This window comes from Thauera linaloolentis 47Lol = DSM 12138, assembly GCF_000310205.1.
Classification (GTDB): Bacteria; Pseudomonadota; Gammaproteobacteria; order Burkholderiales; family Rhodocyclaceae; genus Thauera; species Thauera linaloolentis.
The window spans coordinates 1-18,110 of record NZ_AMXE01000015.1; the positions used below are offsets into that span (position 1 = coordinate 1).

The following is an 18,110-nucleotide window of genomic DNA, read 5'->3' on the forward strand; positions in this document are numbered from 1 at the left end:
GCTGTCGCGCAGCAGCCTGCCGAGGCGCGCGCCGTCGGCCGCCAGCCGTGCGCGTGTCTGCGCCTGCCAGGCGGCATCGGCCAGTGCGACGCGCGCCACATGGCGCGCGGGGCCGCCGAGTGTCCACGGGCCGAGCAGTTCGGCCAGTTGCATGCGCACTGCCGCCGGGGCGAAGACGAAGCCAACCCGCGCCCCTGCCAAGCCGAAGAACTTGCCCAGCGAGCGCAGCACGACCAAGCCGTCTGCGCCGGTTTCCGGCACCAGGCTGGCTTGCGGGGTGGTATCGATGAAAGCCTCGTCCACCACCAGCCAGCCGCCGCGCCGTGCGAGCCGGGTGTGCCAGTCCAGCAGCCGGGCACGCTCGAACAGCAGGCCGGTCGGGTTGTTGGGCTGCACCAGCACGACGACGTCGCTGCCGTCGACCGCGGCTTCGGCCGCATCGACGCAGCCGTCGAACCCGCGCGGTTCCCGCCCGCGCCAGGCGTGGGCGTGTTCGGCGTAGCCCGGTGCCAGCAGGCTGACGCGTTTGCCTTGCAGCACGGCGGGCAGGGCCTGGATCGCCGGCTGCGAGCCGGCTACCGGCAGCAGCCCGGCGCTGCCGTAGTAGCCGGTCGCGGCCGTTTCCAGGCCGTCGTCGTCCTCGGGCAGGCGGTGCCAGGCCGACAGCGGGACGGAGGGCGCGGGGTAGGCCAGAGGGTTGATGCCGGTGGACAGGTCCAGCCAGTCGTCCAGCGCGATGCCGTATTGCAGCGCGGCGCGGCGCAGGCGTCCGCCGTGCTCAAGCATGGGGCAGGCCCGCGAGATGGATGCCGATGGCGAGGGTGGCGGCGGTGGTCAGCCACAGCAGCATGCCGCGCCGTACCAGCGTGATGGCCGCACGGATGGCGCGGGCATCCGGCGGCGGGCCTTCGCCCAGCGGCGGGCGCTGTTCCAACTGGCCGTGGTAGACCGCCGCGCCGCCCAGGGCGACGCCGATCGCGCCCGCGCCGGCGGCTATCACCGGGCCAGCGTTGGGGCTGTCCCAGGCGGGGGCTTGCGTGCGCCAGCAGGTGAGGGCGCGTCGGGTGTCGCCGAGCACGGCGTAGGTCAATGCGGTGAGGCGCGCCGGCACGGCGTTGAGCAGATCGTCGAGGCGCGCCGCCGCCCAGCCGAAGTGCAAGTAGCGCGGCGTGCGGTAGCCCCACATCGCATCCAGCGTGTTCGCCAGCCGGAACAGCAGCACGCCCGCGCCGCCGCCCAGCAGAAACCAGAACAGCGCGCCGAATACCGCGTCGTTGCCGTTTTCGAGCACCGACTCCGTGCCCGCGCGGGCGACGCCAGCGGCGTCCAGCGCGCGCGTGTCGCGGCTGACGATCCAGCCGACGCGCCGGCGCGCTTCGTCGAGGTCGCCGGCATCGAGCGGCGTGGCGATGGCCTCGGCGTGCTCGACCAGACTCTGCCCGCCGAGGGCGAAATACAGCAGCGCAATGTCGACCGGCCAGTGCGCCAGCGGGTGCAGGCCGCGCGCCCACAGCGCCAGCGCCACCCAAGGCAGCACGGCGATCGCCCACGCCACCAGCCCGGCGAGGCGGTGTTCGCCGAGGCGGCGGCGTACCGCGGCTTCGACGGCGCGCGCCCAGTGCCCGAAGCCCACCAGCGGATGAAAGCGGTGCACCTCGCCGAACAGGCGGTCGGCCAGCAGGCCGGCCGCCATTTTCAGTGCGAGAACGATCGGGAGCGAAAGCAGCATCGGTGGCAGCGAATGGGGCACGGGCAGGGCAAAGGCAAGGGGCAGGGACACGGCAAGGCGGGTGGCGGGTGGGCAGCGGGGCGATCCGCCATGCCTGCGCAGGCAGGACGGGCAGGTGCCGGATTGTGGCTCGATCAGCGGTTCCGCGCGGCAGGGAAGGCCCGTGATGCGCACGATCGCCGGCATCGGCGATAATCCCGTCCCCCGACTTCTGCCTCTCGACCCGAGGCCCCGGATTCTACGCCATGTCCCCTCCGATCACGCTGATGGTGCAGGGCACCACTTCCGATGCCGGCAAGAGCACGCTGGTCGCCGGGCTGGCGCGCGTGCTGCGCCGGCGCGGCCTTGCCGTGGCGCCGTTCAAGCCGCAGAACATGGCGCTCAACTCCGCCGTCACCGTCGATGGCGGCGAGATCGGCCGCGCCCAGGCGCTGCAGGCCCTCGCTGCCGGCGTCGCGCCGCATACCGACTTCAACCCCGTGCTGCTGAAGCCCTCCAGCGACATCGGCGCGCAGGTCATCATCCACGGCCGTGCGGTCGCCAACCTGTCGGCGCGCGACTACCACGCCTACAAGCCCACCGCGATGGCGGCGGTGATGCAGAGCTGGGGCCGCCTGTGCGCGCGCTACGAAGCCGTGCTGGTGGAGGGCGCGGGCAGCCCGGCAGAGATCAATCTGCGCGACCGCGACATCGCCAACATGGGCTTTGCCGAGGCGGCGGACGTGCCGGTCGTGCTGGTGGCCGACATCGACCGCGGCGGCGTGTTCGCCCACCTGGTCGGCACCCTCGAGCTGCTGTCGTCGTCCGAGCGGGCGCGGGTGCGGGGTTTCATCATCAACCGCTTCAGGGGCGACATCGGCCTGCTGCAGTCCGGCCTCGACTGGCTGGAGGCGCGCACCGGGCGCAAGGTGTTCGGCGTGCTGCCCTACCTGCACGGGCTGTTCCTCGATGCCGAGGATGCGCTGGCCGACGCGGCTGCCGACGTGCGCGCGGACGAGGCGGGCGGGGGTGTGCTGCGCGTGGTGGCGCCGGTGTATCCGCGCATTTCCAACCATACCGACCTCGACGCGCTGCGCCTGCATCCGCAGGTGGATTTCCGCTGGGTGGGGCCGGGGCAGGCGATTCCGCCGGCCGACCTGATCGTGTTGCCCGGTTCCAAGAGCGTGCAGGCCGACCTGGGCTGGTTGCGCGCGCAGGGCTGGGAGGGGGCGATCCGCCGCCACCTGCGCTATGGCGGCAAGGTGGCCGGCATCTGCGGCGGTTTCCAGATGCTGGGCCGGCAGTTGTCCGATCCGCTCGGGTTGGAGGGCCGGCCGGCGGCGGTGCCGGGGCTGGGCTGGCTGGACATGGAGACGGAACTGGCGGCGCACAAGCAGCTTGCCAATGCCGCCGGGCGGCTCGACGCCGCACTCGGCGGCGGGGCGGAGGTGCCGGTGCGCGGCTACGAGATCCACATGGGTGTGTCATCCGGCCCCGCGCTGCTGCGCCCGGCGTTATGGCTGGCGCCGGGGCGGGGCGATGGCCCGCGTGCCGACGGCGCGGTGTCGGAAGACGGCCAGATACTCGGCACCTATCTGCACGGCCTGTTCGACGCGCCCGAGGCGCTTGCCGCGCTGCTCGCCTGGGCCGGGCTGAGCGGTGCGCAGCAGGCCGACCTGGGGGCCCGCCGCGAAGCCGATCTCGATCGCCTGGCCGATGCGGTCGAGGCCGCCTGCGACATCGACGCCCTGTTCGGCCATGCGCTGCCGAAGCGAACATCCTGACGAGCACAGACCATGAGTTCCACTCCCGCGCGCCCGCATGGCGCCGAATCCTCCCCGCTCGGACGTCCGGTCGCCTATCGCGACACCTACGCGCCCGAGCTGCTGTTTCCCATCGAACGCCAGTTGAAGCGCGACGAACTGGGGCTGAGGCCCGGTGCGCTGCCCTTCGTCGGCGAAGACCTGTGGAACGCCTACGAGCTGTCCTGGCTCGACCCGCGCGGCAAGCCGATGGTGGCGCTGGCCCGTTTCCGCGTGCCGGCGTCCTCGCCGCGGCTGATCGAGTCGAAGTCGCTCAAGCTCTATCTCAATGCCTTCAACCAGCAGCGCTGCGCCGCTGCGGACGAAGTGCAGGCGACCATCGCGCGCGACCTTTCCGCCGCGGCCGGGGCCGGTGTGGAGGTGGACATCGAGCCGCTGGCGCTGCGCCCGCAGCGGATTTCGGCCTATCCGGATGGCGTCTGCCTCGACGGCCTGGAGATCGACATCGACCGCTATCAGCCCGATCCCGCGCTGCTGCGCGCCGGCGGCGGGGAGGTCAGCGAGACCTTGTATTCCCACTTGCTGAAATCTAACTGCCTGGTCACCGGCCAGCCCGACTGGGGAATGCTGGTGGTGCGCTACACCGGGCCGGCGATCGAGCGTGAGGGGCTGTTGCGCTACATCGTTTCCTTCCGCGAGCACAACGAGTTCCACGAGCAGTGCGTCGAGCGCGTGTTCTGCGACCTGACGGCACGCTGCAAGCCGCGCGAACTGGCCGTGTGGGCGCGCTACACGCGCCGCGGCGGGCTCGACATCAACCCGTTCCGCGCCAGCCGCGAGGGCCTGGAGGCGGATGCCGGGATGGAGGTGCGACAGTAGGGCACAGGGGGCTGGCGGAGCTTTCTTGATGTGTGTTAAATCCATGACTTGATTGGGAAATTTCCTTGCGGAAACGGCGTTTTCAGCGGGCTATCCGGGTAGGAAAAGGCCAGGTGCTGGGTTAACATCGAGCCGCTCCTGAAGGGGCCAACACATCAACGAGGTAAGAAATATGAAATTGTTCGTCGCTGCCGCGCTTGCCGCGGGTCTTCTTTCGAGCGCTCCGGCCTTCGCCAGTGCCGACTTGGCCAAAGCCAAGAATTGTATGGCCTGTCATTCGGTGGAGAAGAAGCTGGTCGGGCCGTCCTACAAGGACGTCGCGGCCAAGTACGCAGGCCAGGGCGATGCCGCCGCCAAGCTGGTGACCAAGGTGCAGAAGGGGGGCGTGGGCAACTGGGGCCAGATCCCGATGCCGCCCAACCCGCAGGTCAACGAAGCGGATGCCAAGGCGCTGGTGGAGTGGATCCTGGGGCAGAAGTAAGCCGCCACGGCCAGGCACCGTCCGGCGCGGGCGGTGCGCAGCGCAATGCAGGCCGGCAGTGATGCCGGCCTTCGGCGTTTACGGGGCCTGTGTGCCGTCTCAGTGGACAGGGAACAGCCGTGCGGGCTGGCGCAGCCATTCCAGGGCTTCGTGGGCCGGTGCCGGACGCGCGAAGTAGTAGCCCTGCATGACATCGCAGCCGAGCAGTTGCAGGGCTTCGGCCTGTTCCGGCTGTTCCACGCCCTCGGCCACGATGTCGAGGGCGAAGCCGCGCGCGATGCCGGTGATGGCCGAGATGATCGGATTGGTGGTCGGGCCGTCGAGATCGCGCACGAAGCTGCGGTCGATCTTCAGCGTGCTGACCGGGAATTTCTGCAGGTAGGCGAGTGCCGAGTAGCCGGTGCCGAAGTCGTCGATGGCGACGCTGAGGCCGGCGCTGCGCAACTGCCGCACCTTGGCGGCGACGTCGGCCGTATCGTTCATCATCAGGCTTTCGGTGATTTCCAGTTCCATCTGCCCGGGCGGCAGCGCGTGGCGCGCGAGGCACTCGGTGATCGAGGAGACGATGTCGCGCTTGTCGAAGTCGAGCGGGGACATGTTCACCGACATGCGCAGCCCGACGTGGCCCTCCTGGCGCCAGCTCGCCAGCTGCGTGCAGGCTTCTTCGAGCACCCAGCGGCTGATCTCGCCGATGAGGCCGAGTTCTTCCGCGACCTGTATGAAGGCATTCGGGGACAGGTGGCCGAGCGCCGGATGGCGCCACCGCAACAATGCTTCCATGCCGACGATCTGGCGGCGGGCGATGCTGACCTGGGGCTGGTAGTGCAGTTCGAACTCGCCGCGCAGGAGGGCGTTGCGCAGGTCGTTTTCGAGCGTGATGCGTTCGCGGTGGTGGGTGTTCAGCTCCGGGTCGAAGAAGCGGAAGGCGTTCTTGCCCGAGCGCTTGACCTGGTACATGGCGATGTCGGCATGGCGCGTGAGGTCTTCCGCGGTATCGCCGTCGCGCGGGAAAAGCGCGATGCCGACGCTGACCGTGGCGCGGTATTCGTCCTGGCTGAGCGTGATCGGCGCGGCGAGGGCGTCGAGGATCTTGGTGGCGATGACCTCGGCGTCTTCCGGGACGTTGAGGTCGGGCAGCAGGATCGTGAACTCGTCGCCGCCGAGCCGGGCCAGCGTGTCGCCCCGGCGCAGCGTGGCCGACAGGCGCGCAGCGATGGCGCGCAGCAGGGCGTCGCCCTCGGCGTGGCCATAGGTGTCGTTGACCAGCTTGAAGCGGTCGATGTCGATGAACATCACCGCCAGGGCGCCGGTCCGCCGCTGCGCCTGCGCGATTGCCAGTTCGAGGCGGTCCTTGAACAGCACGCGGTTCGGCAGGTGGGTGAGCTGGTCGTGATAGGCCTGGAAGGTGATGATCTCCTCGGCGCGCTTGCGCTCGGAGATGTCGCGTGCGACGCCGTACAGGCCCGCGTTGCGGGCGCTGCCCGACTGGGTCAGCATCGGCAGGCCGGTGAGCGACACGGTGATGCCATCGTCGTCGAGCCCGCCGCCGCGATTGCGGCGCAGGCGCAGTTCGACATTGAAGCTCTCGCCCGGCAGGTTGCTGGGCTGGGTGAGCAGGCTGCAGACCCGGTCGACGTCCTCGGGCATGATCAAGGTCGTGAACGGGCGCCGCATCAGGGCGCTGCGCTCGAACCCGAGCAGCGGCTTGATGCGCGGGTTGATGTAGCTGAAGCGGCCCTCGGCATCGAGCGTGAAGATCAGGTCGGGGGAGCTTTCGACGAGGTAGCGGTGCAGCCGCTCGGAGGCCTTCAGGCGCTGGCTCATCGCGCGGTTGGCCTTCTCGAGCGCGCTCTTGTGCAGGGCGCCTTCGACCGCCCGCTGCAACTGCGCCACGTGGTAGGGCTTGCGCACGTAGTCGTCCGCGCCGCGGCGCAGGGCGCCGATCGCGGCGTCGATCGCATCCTCGCCGCTGATGATGATCACGGCCTCGTCCCGGCGGCGCTCGACCAGCCAGTCGAGCAGGGCGAGGCCGGAGGCGTCCGGCAAGCGGTAATCGAGCAGCACGAGGTCGTAGTGCTGCTGCTCGAGCTGGACGATGGCCTCGGCGATGCTCCCCGTTTCGTCGAAGCTGCGCCCGGGGTGGGCGAGGACGTGAGGAAAGGTCCGCCGCAATGCGGGATCGTCATCGACGATCAGGATGCGGAAATCGGGCTCCGTAGGGCTGGCGCTTTTCGGGGGCTGGAAAGGTTTATCGCCCGGAATCGACATGAGTCGGCAAAAATATGTCTAAATGTTATTTGTTGCACCATGATGCAACACTCAGGCCGATTCTTCCAGCGGAAGAAAGATCTGGAAGCTCGTACCACTGCCCGGCTGGCTACGGCAGAGGATCGTGGCACCCCATTGCGACAGGATTTCGCGCACGACGGCGAGGCCGACGCCCTGGTGGTCGCCGCCTTTCTTGCTTGCCCGGGGCGAGAACAGATCGACCGCGCGTTCCGGCGGCAGGCCGGGGCCATTGTCGACGAGGCGGATCTCCAGGCTGGCGCGGCCGTCGACGGTGACCTGCGACGACACCGACACCACTAGGCGCTCGCCGGGCAGCAGGGCCTCGGAAGCATTGCGGAACAGGTTCAGCAGCACCTGCTTGAGCGCAGAGGCCGGAATCGCCGCGGGCGGAAGCTTCTTCGCTGCGCGCAGTTCCAACTGGATGCCGCGTTCGCTGAATAGCGTGTCGCCGTAGATCGAGCGCATGTCGAGCAGCAGTTCGGGTACCCGGCAGTGCGGGACCTCGACGGTTTCGCGCGGAAGGTCGCCCGCGGTGCGCAGCAGGTTGTCGATGCGGTCCAGCTCGGCGTTGAGCTGCACCATCTCGTCCTGCAGCGGGGCGTCTTCGGGGCGCTGGATGCCGAGCATCTCCAGCCGGCTCTTGATCACCGTCAGCGGGTTGGCGGCTTCGTGGACGATCTTGCGGACATGGTCACGGAAACGCTGGTGAAGCGCCGCCTCGCGCGTGGCGATCTCTTTGCGCTGGTGCAGCGCCGCACGCAGTGAACGTACGGCGGCGCCGAGCAGCGCGGCGTAGCGCCAGCGCAGCTCGCTGCCGAGTTCGCCGGCGTGATTCACGCCGATCAAGGCCACCACGGCCTGTCCGTTGCTGGTGAGCGGCAGGCAGCAGAAACCCTTGTAGCCCAGCCAGCGGGCGGCCTGCCAGTCGATCAGGCTGCGGCCGATGCGGTTGCCGTGAAGGGCGAAATCGGTCGCGTGTTCGCTGCGGGCGCACAGCGCGATGACGCTGGTGTCGTCGTCGAGGCGCAGATGCAGTTCGTCGATGAGTGCAGGCACCGTTCCTTCCTGCGCCGGCAGCATGGGCCGCAGCCGCCCTTCGCCGTCCTCCGCCAGCAGCGTCGGCACGGCGTGCAGGCCGAACAGCGGGCAGGCGATGGCGAGGCGGTCCTCGACCTGCTCGGGGTCGAGATCGACGAAGGCGGCAGTCAGCAGCCCGAGCATGCCGGCGCTGCGGTAGGGGTCGTCGATCACCGCCGCCGGCAGGCGCGCTTCCGCGCCCGGCGGCAGCGGCGGCGAGGCCGGATAGGCGGCATGCCCGGACACGATGTAGGCGACGTCGGTGCGCATGCTGGTCAGCACGCCTTCGCTCAGCCCGGAGAGGCGGGCCGTTTCGGGCAGGTGCTCCTGCCATTGCGGGGCAGCGAGGCGTTCGGCGGCAACGACGATGGACAGCAGCGGGTGCGCGCCCGTGAGCTGTTCCTCCAGCACCGGACCGAGTTCGAGCGCGTCGCCGAGGCTGGCGGGCAGCCCGCAGTCGCGGACCAGCGCCGACAGGGAGCGCGCATTGCGCACATGTTTCGCGGACGGCGTCGCGTCGCCGGGTTCCCGCGCCTGCTCGAAGCCGCGCCATAGCCCGGCGAGATAGGCTTCGTCGGGGCGTGCGTAGTGCGTCTCGATCGCCAGGTGCAGCGCGCATTCGGCCCGCAGCAGGGCGAGGTCGGGAGATGCGCCGCCGTGTGCGTTCGAATGCCCCAGTCCGAGCAGCCAGGCTCGCAGCAGATCGGTGCCGATGCGTTCCAGGCGCCGCCGCAAGATGCTGTTCAGCCCGTCCGCGAGTTCGCCCCCGGCCAGCGGCTGGGCGAGCAGCAGTGCAAGGCTCAGCGCGGGGTCGCGGGCGACGACGAGGGCAACTTCCGGCCAGTTGGGCGAGCTCGCCGCCAGCAGGCGCAGGATCGTCACGGCGCCGCTGGTCCGGGGCTGGAATTCGAGGTTGCTGAAGGGAGCAGGAAGCATGAGCTGGCACGCTCGCTGTTCGGAGAGGGATGACCGATTCTAGCGGGCTGTTTTCGTTCTGCGCGTGACCGAGTTTGCAGTCGGCGGTGGGGCCGGGCCTATGCCTGCAGGCTGTCGGCGAAGCCGAGGCCGGTCAGCAGGGCATGGTTCACGCGGTCGCAGGGCAAGTGCAGCGCGGCGACCGCGCTGACCAGGCCGGCACCGTCGAAACCCTCGCAGTGCTGCGCCAGCCGCAGGAAAGGGGCGAACTCGCCCTGGCCATGCACCAGGGCATCGGTGATGCTGACCGGCAGGTTCATTTCGTCGAGCACCGACTGTATCGAGGTGCCGAGCAGCAGCGGCAGTAGCGAGAAGGCGCCGGTGATGAAGAGGTTGTCGCGCTCGCCGGCGTCGAAGTAGCTGGCGCCGATCTCTTCCATGAAGCGGCCGCGGGCGATCGCGGTCTGCATCATGGCCGGTGCGCTCGGGTCGCGGCTGGCGGTGACGAGCAGCAGCGACAGCCACTTGTTGAGTGCGGTGTAGCCGAGAATGCTGACCGCGTGGCGGAAGGACTGGATTTCGCACATCAGGCCGAAGCCGGCCGAGTTGATGTAGCGCAGCAGCTTGTAGGACAGCGCCACATCCTGCTTCAGGACGGTCTCGATGTCGCGGATTTCGGCGTTGTTGCGCACCAGGTTCAGCAGGCGGACGATCTGTGCGTGGCTGGGCGACAGCTCTTTGGCGGGCGGGTTGCCGTGCAGGAAGAACCAGCCCGAGGCGCCGTCGAAGCCCGCCCCGATCGCCTGGCGGAAAGCGCCCGCTTCGGACAGGCCCCAGGCCAGCTTGAGCCCGGGCGCGCTGGCCGGCGAGGCGACGCGGCGCGCGTCCATCAGTACGAAGCGCCAGTCGATGCCGGCCGGCAGCGCGGTGCCGGGCGTATACCAGGTCAGGTTCATGGGCCGGCCGGCCTCCTGCAACTGGCCCATCAACGCCTGGGTGTGCGGATGGGCGAGCGTCTGGGCTGGTATCTCGATCGACGCGTTGGGCGGAATCCGCCAGTTCATCAGCTCCGGTGTCGGCACCAGCCGCCCGAGGCTGACGAAGACCGGATGGTGTGCGGGCCAGGCCTCGGCCTGCGCGTTCAGCGCCTCGACGACGGCGCCGATGCTGGGACCGTGGGCGATGATGCGGTTGGCGGTGATCGCGCGGTTCTTGTTGACCACGGGTTCGCGGGTCAGCAGGGTGGTCTGGCTCATTGCGGCTCCGGTGGGCGGATCAGGTCGCCGTGTTGGCGAAGGTGAAGGCGTCGGCGAAGAAGGCGTCCTCGGGCAGCCCGCGTTCGCCGCAGAAGCTGGCGCGTGCCGCGTCGATCATCGCGGGCGCGCCACAGGCGTAGACTTCGTGGCCCGACAGGTCGGCGAAGTCGTCCAGCACCGCCTGGTGCACCAGGCCGCGGCGGCCGTCCCAGGCGTCGCCGGGCGCTTCGTCCGACAGCACCGGGATGTAGCGCAGGCCGGGCAGGGCGCTTTCCCAGCTGCGCGCGAGTTCGTCGAGATACAGGCCGGCGCGGTCGCGCGCGCCCCAGTACAGCGTGATCGGGCGTTGCAGGCCGGTCTCGATCGCATGCTCGACGATGCCCTTGATCGGCGCGAAGCCGGTGCCGCCGGCAAGCATCACGATCGGGCGCTGTGTTTCTTCGCGCAGCCAGAAGCTGCCCAAAGGGCCCTCGAGGCGCAGGATATCCTTTTCCTTCATGCCCTCGAAGACTTGGGTGGTGAAGCGGCCGCCGTCGATGCGGCGCACGTGCAGTTCGATGTGGCCGGCGTCGTGCGGCGCGTTGGCGATCGAGAAGCTGCGGCGCTGGCCGTCGGCGAGCAGGATATCCACATACTGGCCGGCATTGAAGCGGAAGGCCTCGCTGGCGGGCAGCTTGAGGTCCAGCAGCATCACGTCGCCGGCGAGCCGCTGCAGCTTCTGCACGCGGCTGGGCAGCTTCCTGACCGGGATGTCGCCGGCACGGGTGACGTTGCGTGCTTCCAGGACGAGGTCGGACAGCGGTCTGGCACAGCAGAACAGCGCGTAGCCGTCGGCTTGGTCGGCGGCGCTCAGCGCGCCGGCGGAGAACGTGCCGTGATCCACCGTGCCCTGCACGACCCTGCCCTTGCAGGCGCCACAGGCGCCGTCGCGGCAACTGTGCGGCAGCAGCAGGCCGGCGCCGAGTGCCGCTTCGAGTACGGTCTGGTCGTCGGCCGCGTCGAATGCGTGGCCGCCGGGCTGGAGCGAAATCCGGTAGGTCATGGTGCGTGTGATAATGGCGAAATGAAAAGAGTCCTGATCGTCGGCAGCGGCGATGTTGCCGCCCGCTGCCTGCCTTGGCTGACGCGTCGCTTCCGTGTCTTTGCGCTGGTACGCCGCACCGATGCCGCCGCCGCGCTGCGTGCGGCAGGCGCGGTGCCGGTACGGGGCGATCTCGATGACCGCCGCAGCCTGCTGCGGCTGGCCGGGCTGGCCGACACGGTACTGTACTTTGCGCCGCCCCCCGCGCAGGGGGCCGGAGATGCCCGAATGAAGCGCTTCCTGGCTGCGTCCGGAGCCGGCCGAAGTCTACCACAGGGGCTGGTATACATAAGCACGACAGGGGTTTACGGCGACTGTGGCGGTGCCTTCGTCGGCGAGACCAGGCCCTGTCGCGCGCATACCGCGCGTGCGCTGCGGCGGGTCGATGCCGAGCGCCGGGTGCGCGACTTCGGGCGCCGCAGCGGCGTGCGTGTCAGCGTGCTGCGCGCGCCGGGCATCTATGCCGCCGACCGCCTGCCGCTCGATCGCCTGCGGCGTGGCGATCCGGTGCTTGCCGCAGGGGACGACGTCTTCACCAACCACATCCATGCCGAGGATCTGGCACGGCTGGCCTGTATGGCGATGTTCCGTGCGCCCGCCGGGCGCGTGTATAACGCCAGCGACGATTCCGGCCTGAAGATGGGCGATTATTTCGACGTCGTCGCCGACGCGCTGGCGCTGCCGCGTCCCCCGCGGTTGTCGCGCGAGGAAATCGTCCGGCACCTGTCGCCGCTGACGCTGTCCTTCATGAGCGAATCCCGCCGGCTCGACAATCGCCGCTTCAAGCGGGAACTGCGTACCGCGCTGCGCTATCCGACGGTCGCGGACGGGCTGCGCGCTCTGGCCGGCGGCGGCAACTGAGATCGCACGCCGCGCGGCGGCTGCGCCCCAGGTTCGTTTCCACCTTTCCCTTTTACCGAGACTTCACCGACATGCTGACCATCAAGGCCTTGCACATCATTTTCGTCGTGAGCTGGTTCGCCGGCCTGTTCTATCTTCCGCGCCTGTTCGTCAATCACGCCATGGCCGAGGATGCCGCCACGCGGGAACGCCTGGCGATGATGGAAATGAAGCTCTACCGCTTCATGACGCCGCTGGGCATCCTCGCCGTGGCGCTGGGCCTGTGGCTGTGGTTCGGCTACGGTTTCGTCGGCGGCTGGCTGCATGCCAAGACCCTGCTCGTCGTCTTCCTGATCGTCTACCACCTCTACTGTGGCCAGCTGCTGCGCGCTTTCGCGGAAGGGCGCAATACCCGCAGCCACGTGTGGTTCCGCGTGTTCAACGAGATCCCGGTCCTCGTCCTGGTTGCGGTGACCTTCCTCGTCGTGCTCAAGCCGTTCTGAGCACGCGCAGGCATGTCCGCCCGGCGCGCGAGATTGCGGCACCCGCGCCGGGCGGCTATGCTCGGCGGCGTGAAATCCTGAAGCACCCCCTGAAGTGCAGCGAGGAAAAACATGAGCCTGCCCCAGCCCGAGATCCCGTTCGGGCCAGACGATTACCTGGCCTGGGAAAGTGCACAGCCCTCCCGCAGCGAGTACGTGGACGGCGAAGTGTTCGCCATGAGCGGCGCTTCCGATGCGCATGGCACTGCGGCAGGCAATCTGTTCGTTGGCTTGCATGCTCACCTGCGCGGCAAGCCCTGCAAGGTCTTCATTTCCGACATGAAGGTCCGCGTCAACGCCGTCAACAGCTTCTACTACCCCGACATCCTCGTCACCTGCGATCCGCACGACCGCCTGCCCGAGGCAAGCCATGTCAAGCACCATCCGCTGCTGGTCGTCGAGGTGCTGTCGCCGACCACAGAAGCCTACGACCGCGGCGACAAGTTTGCCGCCTATCGCACGCTGGAGTCGCTGCAAGAGTACGTGCTGGTTTCGGTCGAACAGCGCCGTGCCGAGGTCTTCCGCCGCGACGATAGCGGACACTGGGTGCTGTACCCGTTCGCAGCGGATGAAGAGCTGGAGTTGGCAAGCGTCGATTTTCGCTGCCCGGTGGCCGAAGTGTTCGAGGGGGTGGAGGGCGCATAGGCCCGCATTGCCGGCTACGTCGTTCAGGCAGGCCGGCGCTCCTCCAGGATCTTGAAGAACACCGTTTCCAGCGACACTGCCGGCTTCACCGTTACCAGCCGGCCCCCGGCGGTTTGCAGCCGGGAAAGGAAGGCGGGCAGGGCAGGTTCGTCCAGCTCCTGCTCGTATTCGCCATCGCGGATCGCCGCATGCTCGCCATCGAGCGGTGCATTGGCCTGGTAACGGATGATGAAGCGGTCGGCGCGTTCGCTGACCAGGTCGCGCGGCGAGCGCGTGGTCAGCAGTTCGCCCTGGTGGATGAAACCGAAGCGGTCGGCGATGCGCTCGACGTCGTGCAGCACGTGCGAGGTGAAAAAGATCGCGCCGCCGTCGCGCTTGTAGTCGGCCAGGATGTCCACCACGTCCTTGCGCCCCACCGGGTCCAGGCCCGACAGCGGCTCGTCCAGCACCAGCAGGCGCGGTTCGACGACCAGCGCATGGGCCAGCGCCACCCGTTGCACGTTGCCCTTCGACAACTCGCGGATGCGGCGTTTCGCGTTCTGCGCCACCGAGAAGCGCTCCAGCCACTGCATGCACCACGCTTCGGCGTCCGCGCGGCGGATGTCGTACATGTCCAGCGCCATGCGCAGGATTTCCAGCGGCGTGAACTGCTCGTACAGCGCGGGCGATTCCGGCACGTAGGCGACGCCCCTGCGCGACGCCGCCTCGCGCGCCGATACGCCGTACAGCCTCACCTCGCCTTCGTAGTCGTTGATGACGTCGAGCATCACCTTGATCGTGGTCGACTTGCCGGCGCCGTTGGGGCCGACGAAGCCGAAGACTTCGCCTTCGGTGACGTCGAAGCTGACGCCGCGCAGCGCCTGCACGGTCTTGCCGCGCGAGTGGAAAGTCTTGCTGACGGAGTGGAATTCGAGGGCGGAAGTCATGGGCGGTCCTTGTGCTGCGGGGGCGCTTACTTGGTACTGGTGTGGTCTGGAATGTGTTTTCGGGCGTAGTGCTGGATCGCCTCATAGCACTGCTTCAATTCGGGAACCAAGTCCCGGGCTTTGGTGAGCGCGGCAGCAAGCTCGGCAGGATCCTCCACGTATTCATGCACGAGACGGTTGCGCAGCATCCGCATTGCCAGCCACGCGTCTGCGTCGCTCACGAATCCCAGCTTCTCGGCCCGATTCAGATTGTCCAGCACGGTGCCGTTGCGTTCGCCGATGGCAGTCAGGAAGGCCGGCAGCAGTTTGTCCATCGTCGTATCCTGCATGCGGGAAAACTTGCCGACGAAGGATTCCAGCCGGTCGATGCCTTCCGGCGTGGTGGTGATGCCTTCCGCCCAATCCGCATCGATCGCATCGCTGACGAACAGACGGTCCACGACCCCCTGCAAATGAAAAGCTTCACGCCCAACAAGTTCCAGAAGCTGCCACAGGCGCCGATGTTCGCCGATCAAATCCGTTCTCCATGCTCGATTGCTTCACGGTCGATGGGGCGTAGCGGCATGCTTCGGCGATGGACCACGATGTCGATACGCTGTTCGCCGAGCGCGCGCTGCAGCGCGGCATAGAATTTCAGCTCCTGCTCCAGCACTTCGCTTGCATCCCCGTCCAGTTCGACGAAAAGATCGATGTCGCCGCCCTTGGCGTCGGCTTGCGTGCGGGAACCGAACAGGCGGACATCGGCAGTCGGCCCCAGCGTGCTTGCCGCAGCATCCCGGATCAGAAGGCGTTGTTCGGTGCTGAGTCTCATCCTGGCGGGCCTTGGAGATCGAATGACTGCCGTATTGTAGGGACTTATCCGTCACGCGCCATCCGCTTTGGGGCGGCATCGATGCCGATCGATTCGACCCTTGCCCTGTCCTTGGCGGATCGCGCGCTCGCAGGCAGGGTCCGCTACGGCCGCTCCAGCCCGGCGATCTTCAACTCCCGCAGCCGGAAGCGCCCATCGGCGAACTCATAGCCGATGCGCAGCGGATCGTCCGGGAAAGCGTCCAGTTCGCCGCTGTCGATCAGCGCCTGCGGATTGGTCAGCGCGTGGCCGAAGCGCGCCTCGTAGCGCTGCTGGGCCATGCGCAGCGCGATCAGGCCCTGCAGGCGGGCGATGCGCTTGTCGAGCATGCCCTGCAGCTTGGGATCGTTCGTCTGGGCGCGCTCGCGCTGCAGGAATTCCAGCGCTGCGCTGTCGTCCTTCAACTCGCCCGCGGCCAGCATGATGGCGAACTTGCGAAAGCCGGCCGCGTTGTCGGTGGCGCGCTCGGCGGCGGTCTCCAGCGCGGTGCGCGCGCCGTCGGCATCGTGCAGGAAGAAATACTGGTTGAAGCCGTAGAAGAAAGGCGGCACTTCGTCCCAGAAGCGGCAATCGGTCGCGCGCCTGAGCAAGTCGTTGCCTTCGGCCACCGCGCCGCCCCAGGTCAGCAGCGCATTGCCCTGGTAGTAGTTGTCCTCGTGGCAGGGATTCAACTGCGCCACCACGCGCCGCGCACGGATGGCGAAAGAAGCATTGGCTTCCGCCGCCTCCGGCGCGTCACTGGCGGTGGCGACGGCGCGGATCGACTCGAAGTTCGCCGCCAGGAAGCGGTCGCCGCCGGTCAGCAGCACCTGCACTGGCGCCGACAGCACCACGCGGTCGAACACCTCGGCCGGCGGCGCGGAGCTGACCGGCGGGCGAGCCGCCCAGATCGCGGCAAACAGGCCGAAGCCGGCCACCGCGACTGCCAGCGGAGTCAGGTTCCGCCGGTCCATCATGCGAACTTCTTGCGGTTCAACGCCCACACCGACAGGCCCAGCAGCGCCGCTGCATAGGCCAGCGCCGAGACCACGCGCAGCGCCCAATCCTCTGGCAGGAACTGCCACTGGCCGTAGAGCGAGATCATCCGCACGTCCAGCGCGGCCAGATCGGGCAGCAGATAGCCGAGCAGGCTCAGCGACGACTGGTAGCCGTCGGCATTGCCGACCAGCGTGCTGTCGCGCGTCAGCAGCGCGACGATGGCCGAATACGAGCGTGCCACCAGCATGAAGCCGAGGGTGCCGATGAGCACGAAGCTGGGTGTGGTGGTAGTGACGGCGATCAGGGTGCCGATGGCGAGTACGACGAGCAGATCGAGGGCGATGAAGCCGAGGGTGACGAGATAGGGCAGGCCGAGGTCGGGTGGGGTGGATTGGGTATAGCTACTACCGATAAATGTGGTTAAACCGCTGAGTAGTGCTGCTAAGGCCACCAGTAGGATCAACAGCAGTCCAAAGATGGCGGTGAAGCGGGCGAGTAGGAAACGGCAACGCGGGCGAGGATAGGTCAGTGAAATTAGGAACAGTTTCCGGTCGAATTCGCGTGATAGCAGTTCCTGCAGCAGCAGCACCGCGACTACCGGTAGTGCTAGGCGGAGCACTGTCAGGCCAAGGTCCAGTGTCACGGTAGCGGGCTGGCGGGCGCTGAATTGAGCTGTTATCAGCACAATGGTGACCAAGGCGATGCAAAGCCAGAGGGAAAGGGGGAGAAAGCGGGCGCTAAGGGTGAGGCGGCAGGCTGCGCGGAAGTCCGAAGGGAAGCTCATTGAAAACTCAAAATGATGATTTTCGGATCGTGTACTCTTAAGCCGAATAAATTAAATGGATTTTCCGGGGTAATAAAAATATTCTAAAAACGGAAGCCGCTGTGACAGAAGTCTACAGCGGCTTTAAGAGAATCAAGATTAAGCGGATTTGAAAAAATTAAACTTATTTACGCTGTGATCTTGCTGCCCTACTAAATTTGTTCACTTGCTGTTGTTGCGGCTTGGTTGGCACTGCATGCTTGACCAGGATATACCGGTACGACAGTGCCTGCCAATGTGGTCGCGGTCGCCATAGCTGCTCCGCTGGCAGTCACCCGTTCAGTTCCGGTGCACTCGGTTACATCTCCTGTATCGGGGTCGGGAACACCGCACCCTTCTGGGGTCGGCCGATCCACCTGCCGTGCAACTGTTCGCCCACCAAGGTGGCACGCACTGATGGCAACACGTGTTGCGGAGCAGTCCACGCCAGCATTTACTCCTGTTGATAGATTAATGGTTACATTTTCATTGAGCAGGCCACATTGGTCGATTGTAACGGGGCCGGATCCTGAGAGTGGTACAGTTCCCGTAGCAACTTGTGCGAAAGTCAGACCTGATGTCATCAAGCCAATCAGCAGAATAGAAAGCTTTTTCATTTGGTATCTCCAGATTCCAGATCAGCGTAGCGATGAGATGATTGCAGTGATACCGTTCTTGGCATCAGCCACTGCGGAAGTGTCGTTGGCCTTTGCTCGATACTCGTTAAACTGCGGAATCGCAATCGCAGCCAAAATACCAATGATCGCCACCACGATCATCAATTCGATCAGCGTGAAGCCCTTCTGTATCTTTTTCATTTGCGTTGCTCCTTGGAGGTACGGCGGCGTATCCGCTTGCCTGGTACTAAGCGAAAGGCATGCCAGGGGAGAAGCGCAGGTTTTCGTGAATTAATGCCGCAGGATTGACAGCAAAGCGTGTGCGGAAGTGACAATCCCGCAGAGGAATTGTCGACTTTGGACAATCCGGGCTCGGGCGTCATGTCGGCTGCGGCGTCTGAGTGGCTGTGCAGGGCCGAGGCCGAATGCGCAGGAAGCTGCGAAGCGCCAGGGAGCGCTGT

The 18,110-nt window shown here is 67.1% G+C and carries 19 protein-coding genes; 6 read left to right on the forward strand and 13 right to left on the reverse strand.

Annotated elements, in window-relative coordinates:
- Together cobD and cbiB are read right to left on the reverse strand one after the other, a co-directional pair.
- Positions 1-786, reverse strand: a 786-nt coding sequence (gene cobD, locus C666_RS06265; RefSeq protein WP_004335641.1) for a threonine-phosphate decarboxylase CobD, incomplete at its 3' end; no start/stop codon positions are given.
- On the reverse strand, positions 779-1,729 hold the full coding sequence (gene cbiB / locus C666_RS06270) for an adenosylcobinamide-phosphate synthase CbiB (RefSeq protein WP_028791934.1): 951 nt from the start codon (positions 1,727-1,729) through the stop codon (positions 779-781). The genes cbiB and cobD, both read right to left, overlap by 8 nt.
- Positions 1,730-1,974: 245 nt before the next feature.
- Here cbiB and C666_RS06275 point away from each other — a divergent pair, with 245 nt between their 5' ends.
- From C666_RS06275 to C666_RS06285, 3 genes are all read left to right on the forward strand, one after another.
- Positions 1,975-3,492 (forward strand): cobyric acid synthase, encoded by a 1,518-nt coding sequence (locus C666_RS06275; RefSeq protein WP_004335645.1) that lies wholly within the window; start codon positions 1,975-1,977, stop codon positions 3,490-3,492.
- A 12-nt stretch (positions 3,493-3,504) separates the two neighbouring features.
- Entirely contained in the window at positions 3,505-4,350 is an 846-nt protein-coding gene (gene queF / locus C666_RS06280; protein WP_004335646.1) for an NADPH-dependent 7-cyano-7-deazaguanine reductase QueF, read from the forward strand.
- A 172-nt stretch (positions 4,351-4,522) separates the two neighbouring features.
- Complete coding sequence (locus C666_RS06285) at positions 4,523-4,831, forward strand: c-type cytochrome (RefSeq protein WP_004335647.1); 309 nt, start codon at positions 4,523-4,525, stop codon at positions 4,829-4,831.
- 99 nt (positions 4,832-4,930) lie between these two features.
- On the opposite strand, the gene C666_RS06290 is transcribed toward C666_RS06285, so the two are convergent.
- The 4 genes from C666_RS06290 to C666_RS06305 form a co-directional block, all read right to left on the reverse strand.
- Positions 4,931-7,099: an EAL domain-containing response regulator gene (locus C666_RS06290; protein WP_004335648.1), complete on the reverse strand. Its 2,169-nt coding sequence runs from the start codon at positions 7,097-7,099 to the stop codon at positions 4,931-4,933.
- A 51-nt stretch (positions 7,100-7,150) separates the two neighbouring features.
- Entirely contained in the window at positions 7,151-9,133 is a 1,983-nt protein-coding gene (locus C666_RS06295) for a sensor histidine kinase (RefSeq protein ID WP_004335650.1), read from the reverse strand.
- 98 nt (positions 9,134-9,231) lie between these two features.
- Complete coding sequence (locus tag C666_RS06300) at positions 9,232-10,368, reverse strand: EAL and HDOD domain-containing protein (RefSeq protein ID WP_004335651.1); 1,137 nt, start codon at positions 10,366-10,368, stop codon at positions 9,232-9,234.
- Between the two features lie 19 nt (positions 10,369-10,387).
- Positions 10,388-11,410 (reverse strand): CDP-6-deoxy-delta-3,4-glucoseen reductase, encoded by a 1,023-nt coding sequence (locus C666_RS06305; RefSeq protein WP_004335653.1) that lies wholly within the window; start codon positions 11,408-11,410, stop codon positions 10,388-10,390.
- 21 nt (positions 11,411-11,431) lie between these two features.
- Here C666_RS06305 and C666_RS06310 point away from each other — a divergent pair, with 21 nt between their 5' ends.
- The 3 genes from C666_RS06310 (at position 11,432) to C666_RS06320 (ending at position 13,476) form a co-directional block, all read left to right on the forward strand.
- Entirely contained in the window at positions 11,432-12,310 is an 879-nt protein-coding gene (locus C666_RS06310) for an NAD(P)H-binding protein (protein WP_004335655.1), read from the forward strand.
- Positions 12,311-12,381: 71 nt separating this feature from the next.
- Entirely contained in the window at positions 12,382-12,792 is a 411-nt protein-coding gene (locus C666_RS06315; RefSeq protein ID WP_004335657.1) for a CopD family protein, read from the forward strand.
- A gap of 111 nt (positions 12,793-12,903) precedes the next feature.
- Positions 12,904-13,476, forward strand: a complete 573-nt coding sequence (locus C666_RS06320) for a Uma2 family endonuclease (protein WP_004335659.1) — start codon at positions 12,904-12,906, stop codon at positions 13,474-13,476.
- Between the two features lie 23 nt (positions 13,477-13,499).
- On the opposite strand, the gene C666_RS06325 is transcribed toward C666_RS06320, so the two are convergent.
- The 7 genes from C666_RS06325 to C666_RS21055 form a co-directional block, all read right to left on the reverse strand.
- Positions 13,500-14,402, reverse strand: a complete 903-nt coding sequence (locus C666_RS06325) for an ABC transporter ATP-binding protein (protein ID WP_004335661.1) — start codon at positions 14,400-14,402, stop codon at positions 13,500-13,502.
- A 26-nt stretch (positions 14,403-14,428) separates the two neighbouring features.
- Positions 14,429-14,917, reverse strand: coding sequence for a hypothetical protein (locus C666_RS06330; protein WP_004335663.1), 489 nt, complete (start codon positions 14,915-14,917; stop codon positions 14,429-14,431).
- Positions 14,914-15,213: a nucleotidyltransferase domain-containing protein gene (locus C666_RS06335; RefSeq protein WP_004335664.1), complete on the reverse strand. Its 300-nt coding sequence runs from the start codon at positions 15,211-15,213 to the stop codon at positions 14,914-14,916. Before C666_RS06335 ends, C666_RS06330 begins: the two co-directional genes overlap by 4 nt.
- A gap of 143 nt (positions 15,214-15,356) precedes the next feature.
- On the reverse strand, positions 15,357-16,208 hold the full coding sequence (locus C666_RS06340; RefSeq protein ID WP_245603876.1) for a hypothetical protein: 852 nt from the start codon (positions 16,206-16,208) through the stop codon (positions 15,357-15,359).
- Positions 16,205-16,681, reverse strand: a complete 477-nt coding sequence (locus C666_RS06345; protein ID WP_245603877.1) for a hypothetical protein — start codon at positions 16,679-16,681, stop codon at positions 16,205-16,207. Before C666_RS06345 ends, C666_RS06340 begins: the two co-directional genes overlap by 4 nt.
- 524 nt (positions 16,682-17,205) lie before the next feature.
- Positions 17,206-17,649, reverse strand: coding sequence for a hypothetical protein (locus C666_RS20380; RefSeq protein WP_154666108.1), 444 nt, complete (start codon positions 17,647-17,649; stop codon positions 17,206-17,208).
- Between the two features lie 21 nt (positions 17,650-17,670).
- Complete coding sequence (locus tag C666_RS21055; protein ID WP_004335670.1) at positions 17,671-17,850, reverse strand: prepilin-type N-terminal cleavage/methylation domain-containing protein; 180 nt, start codon at positions 17,848-17,850, stop codon at positions 17,671-17,673.
- Between the last annotated feature and the right edge of the window lie 260 nt (positions 17,851-18,110).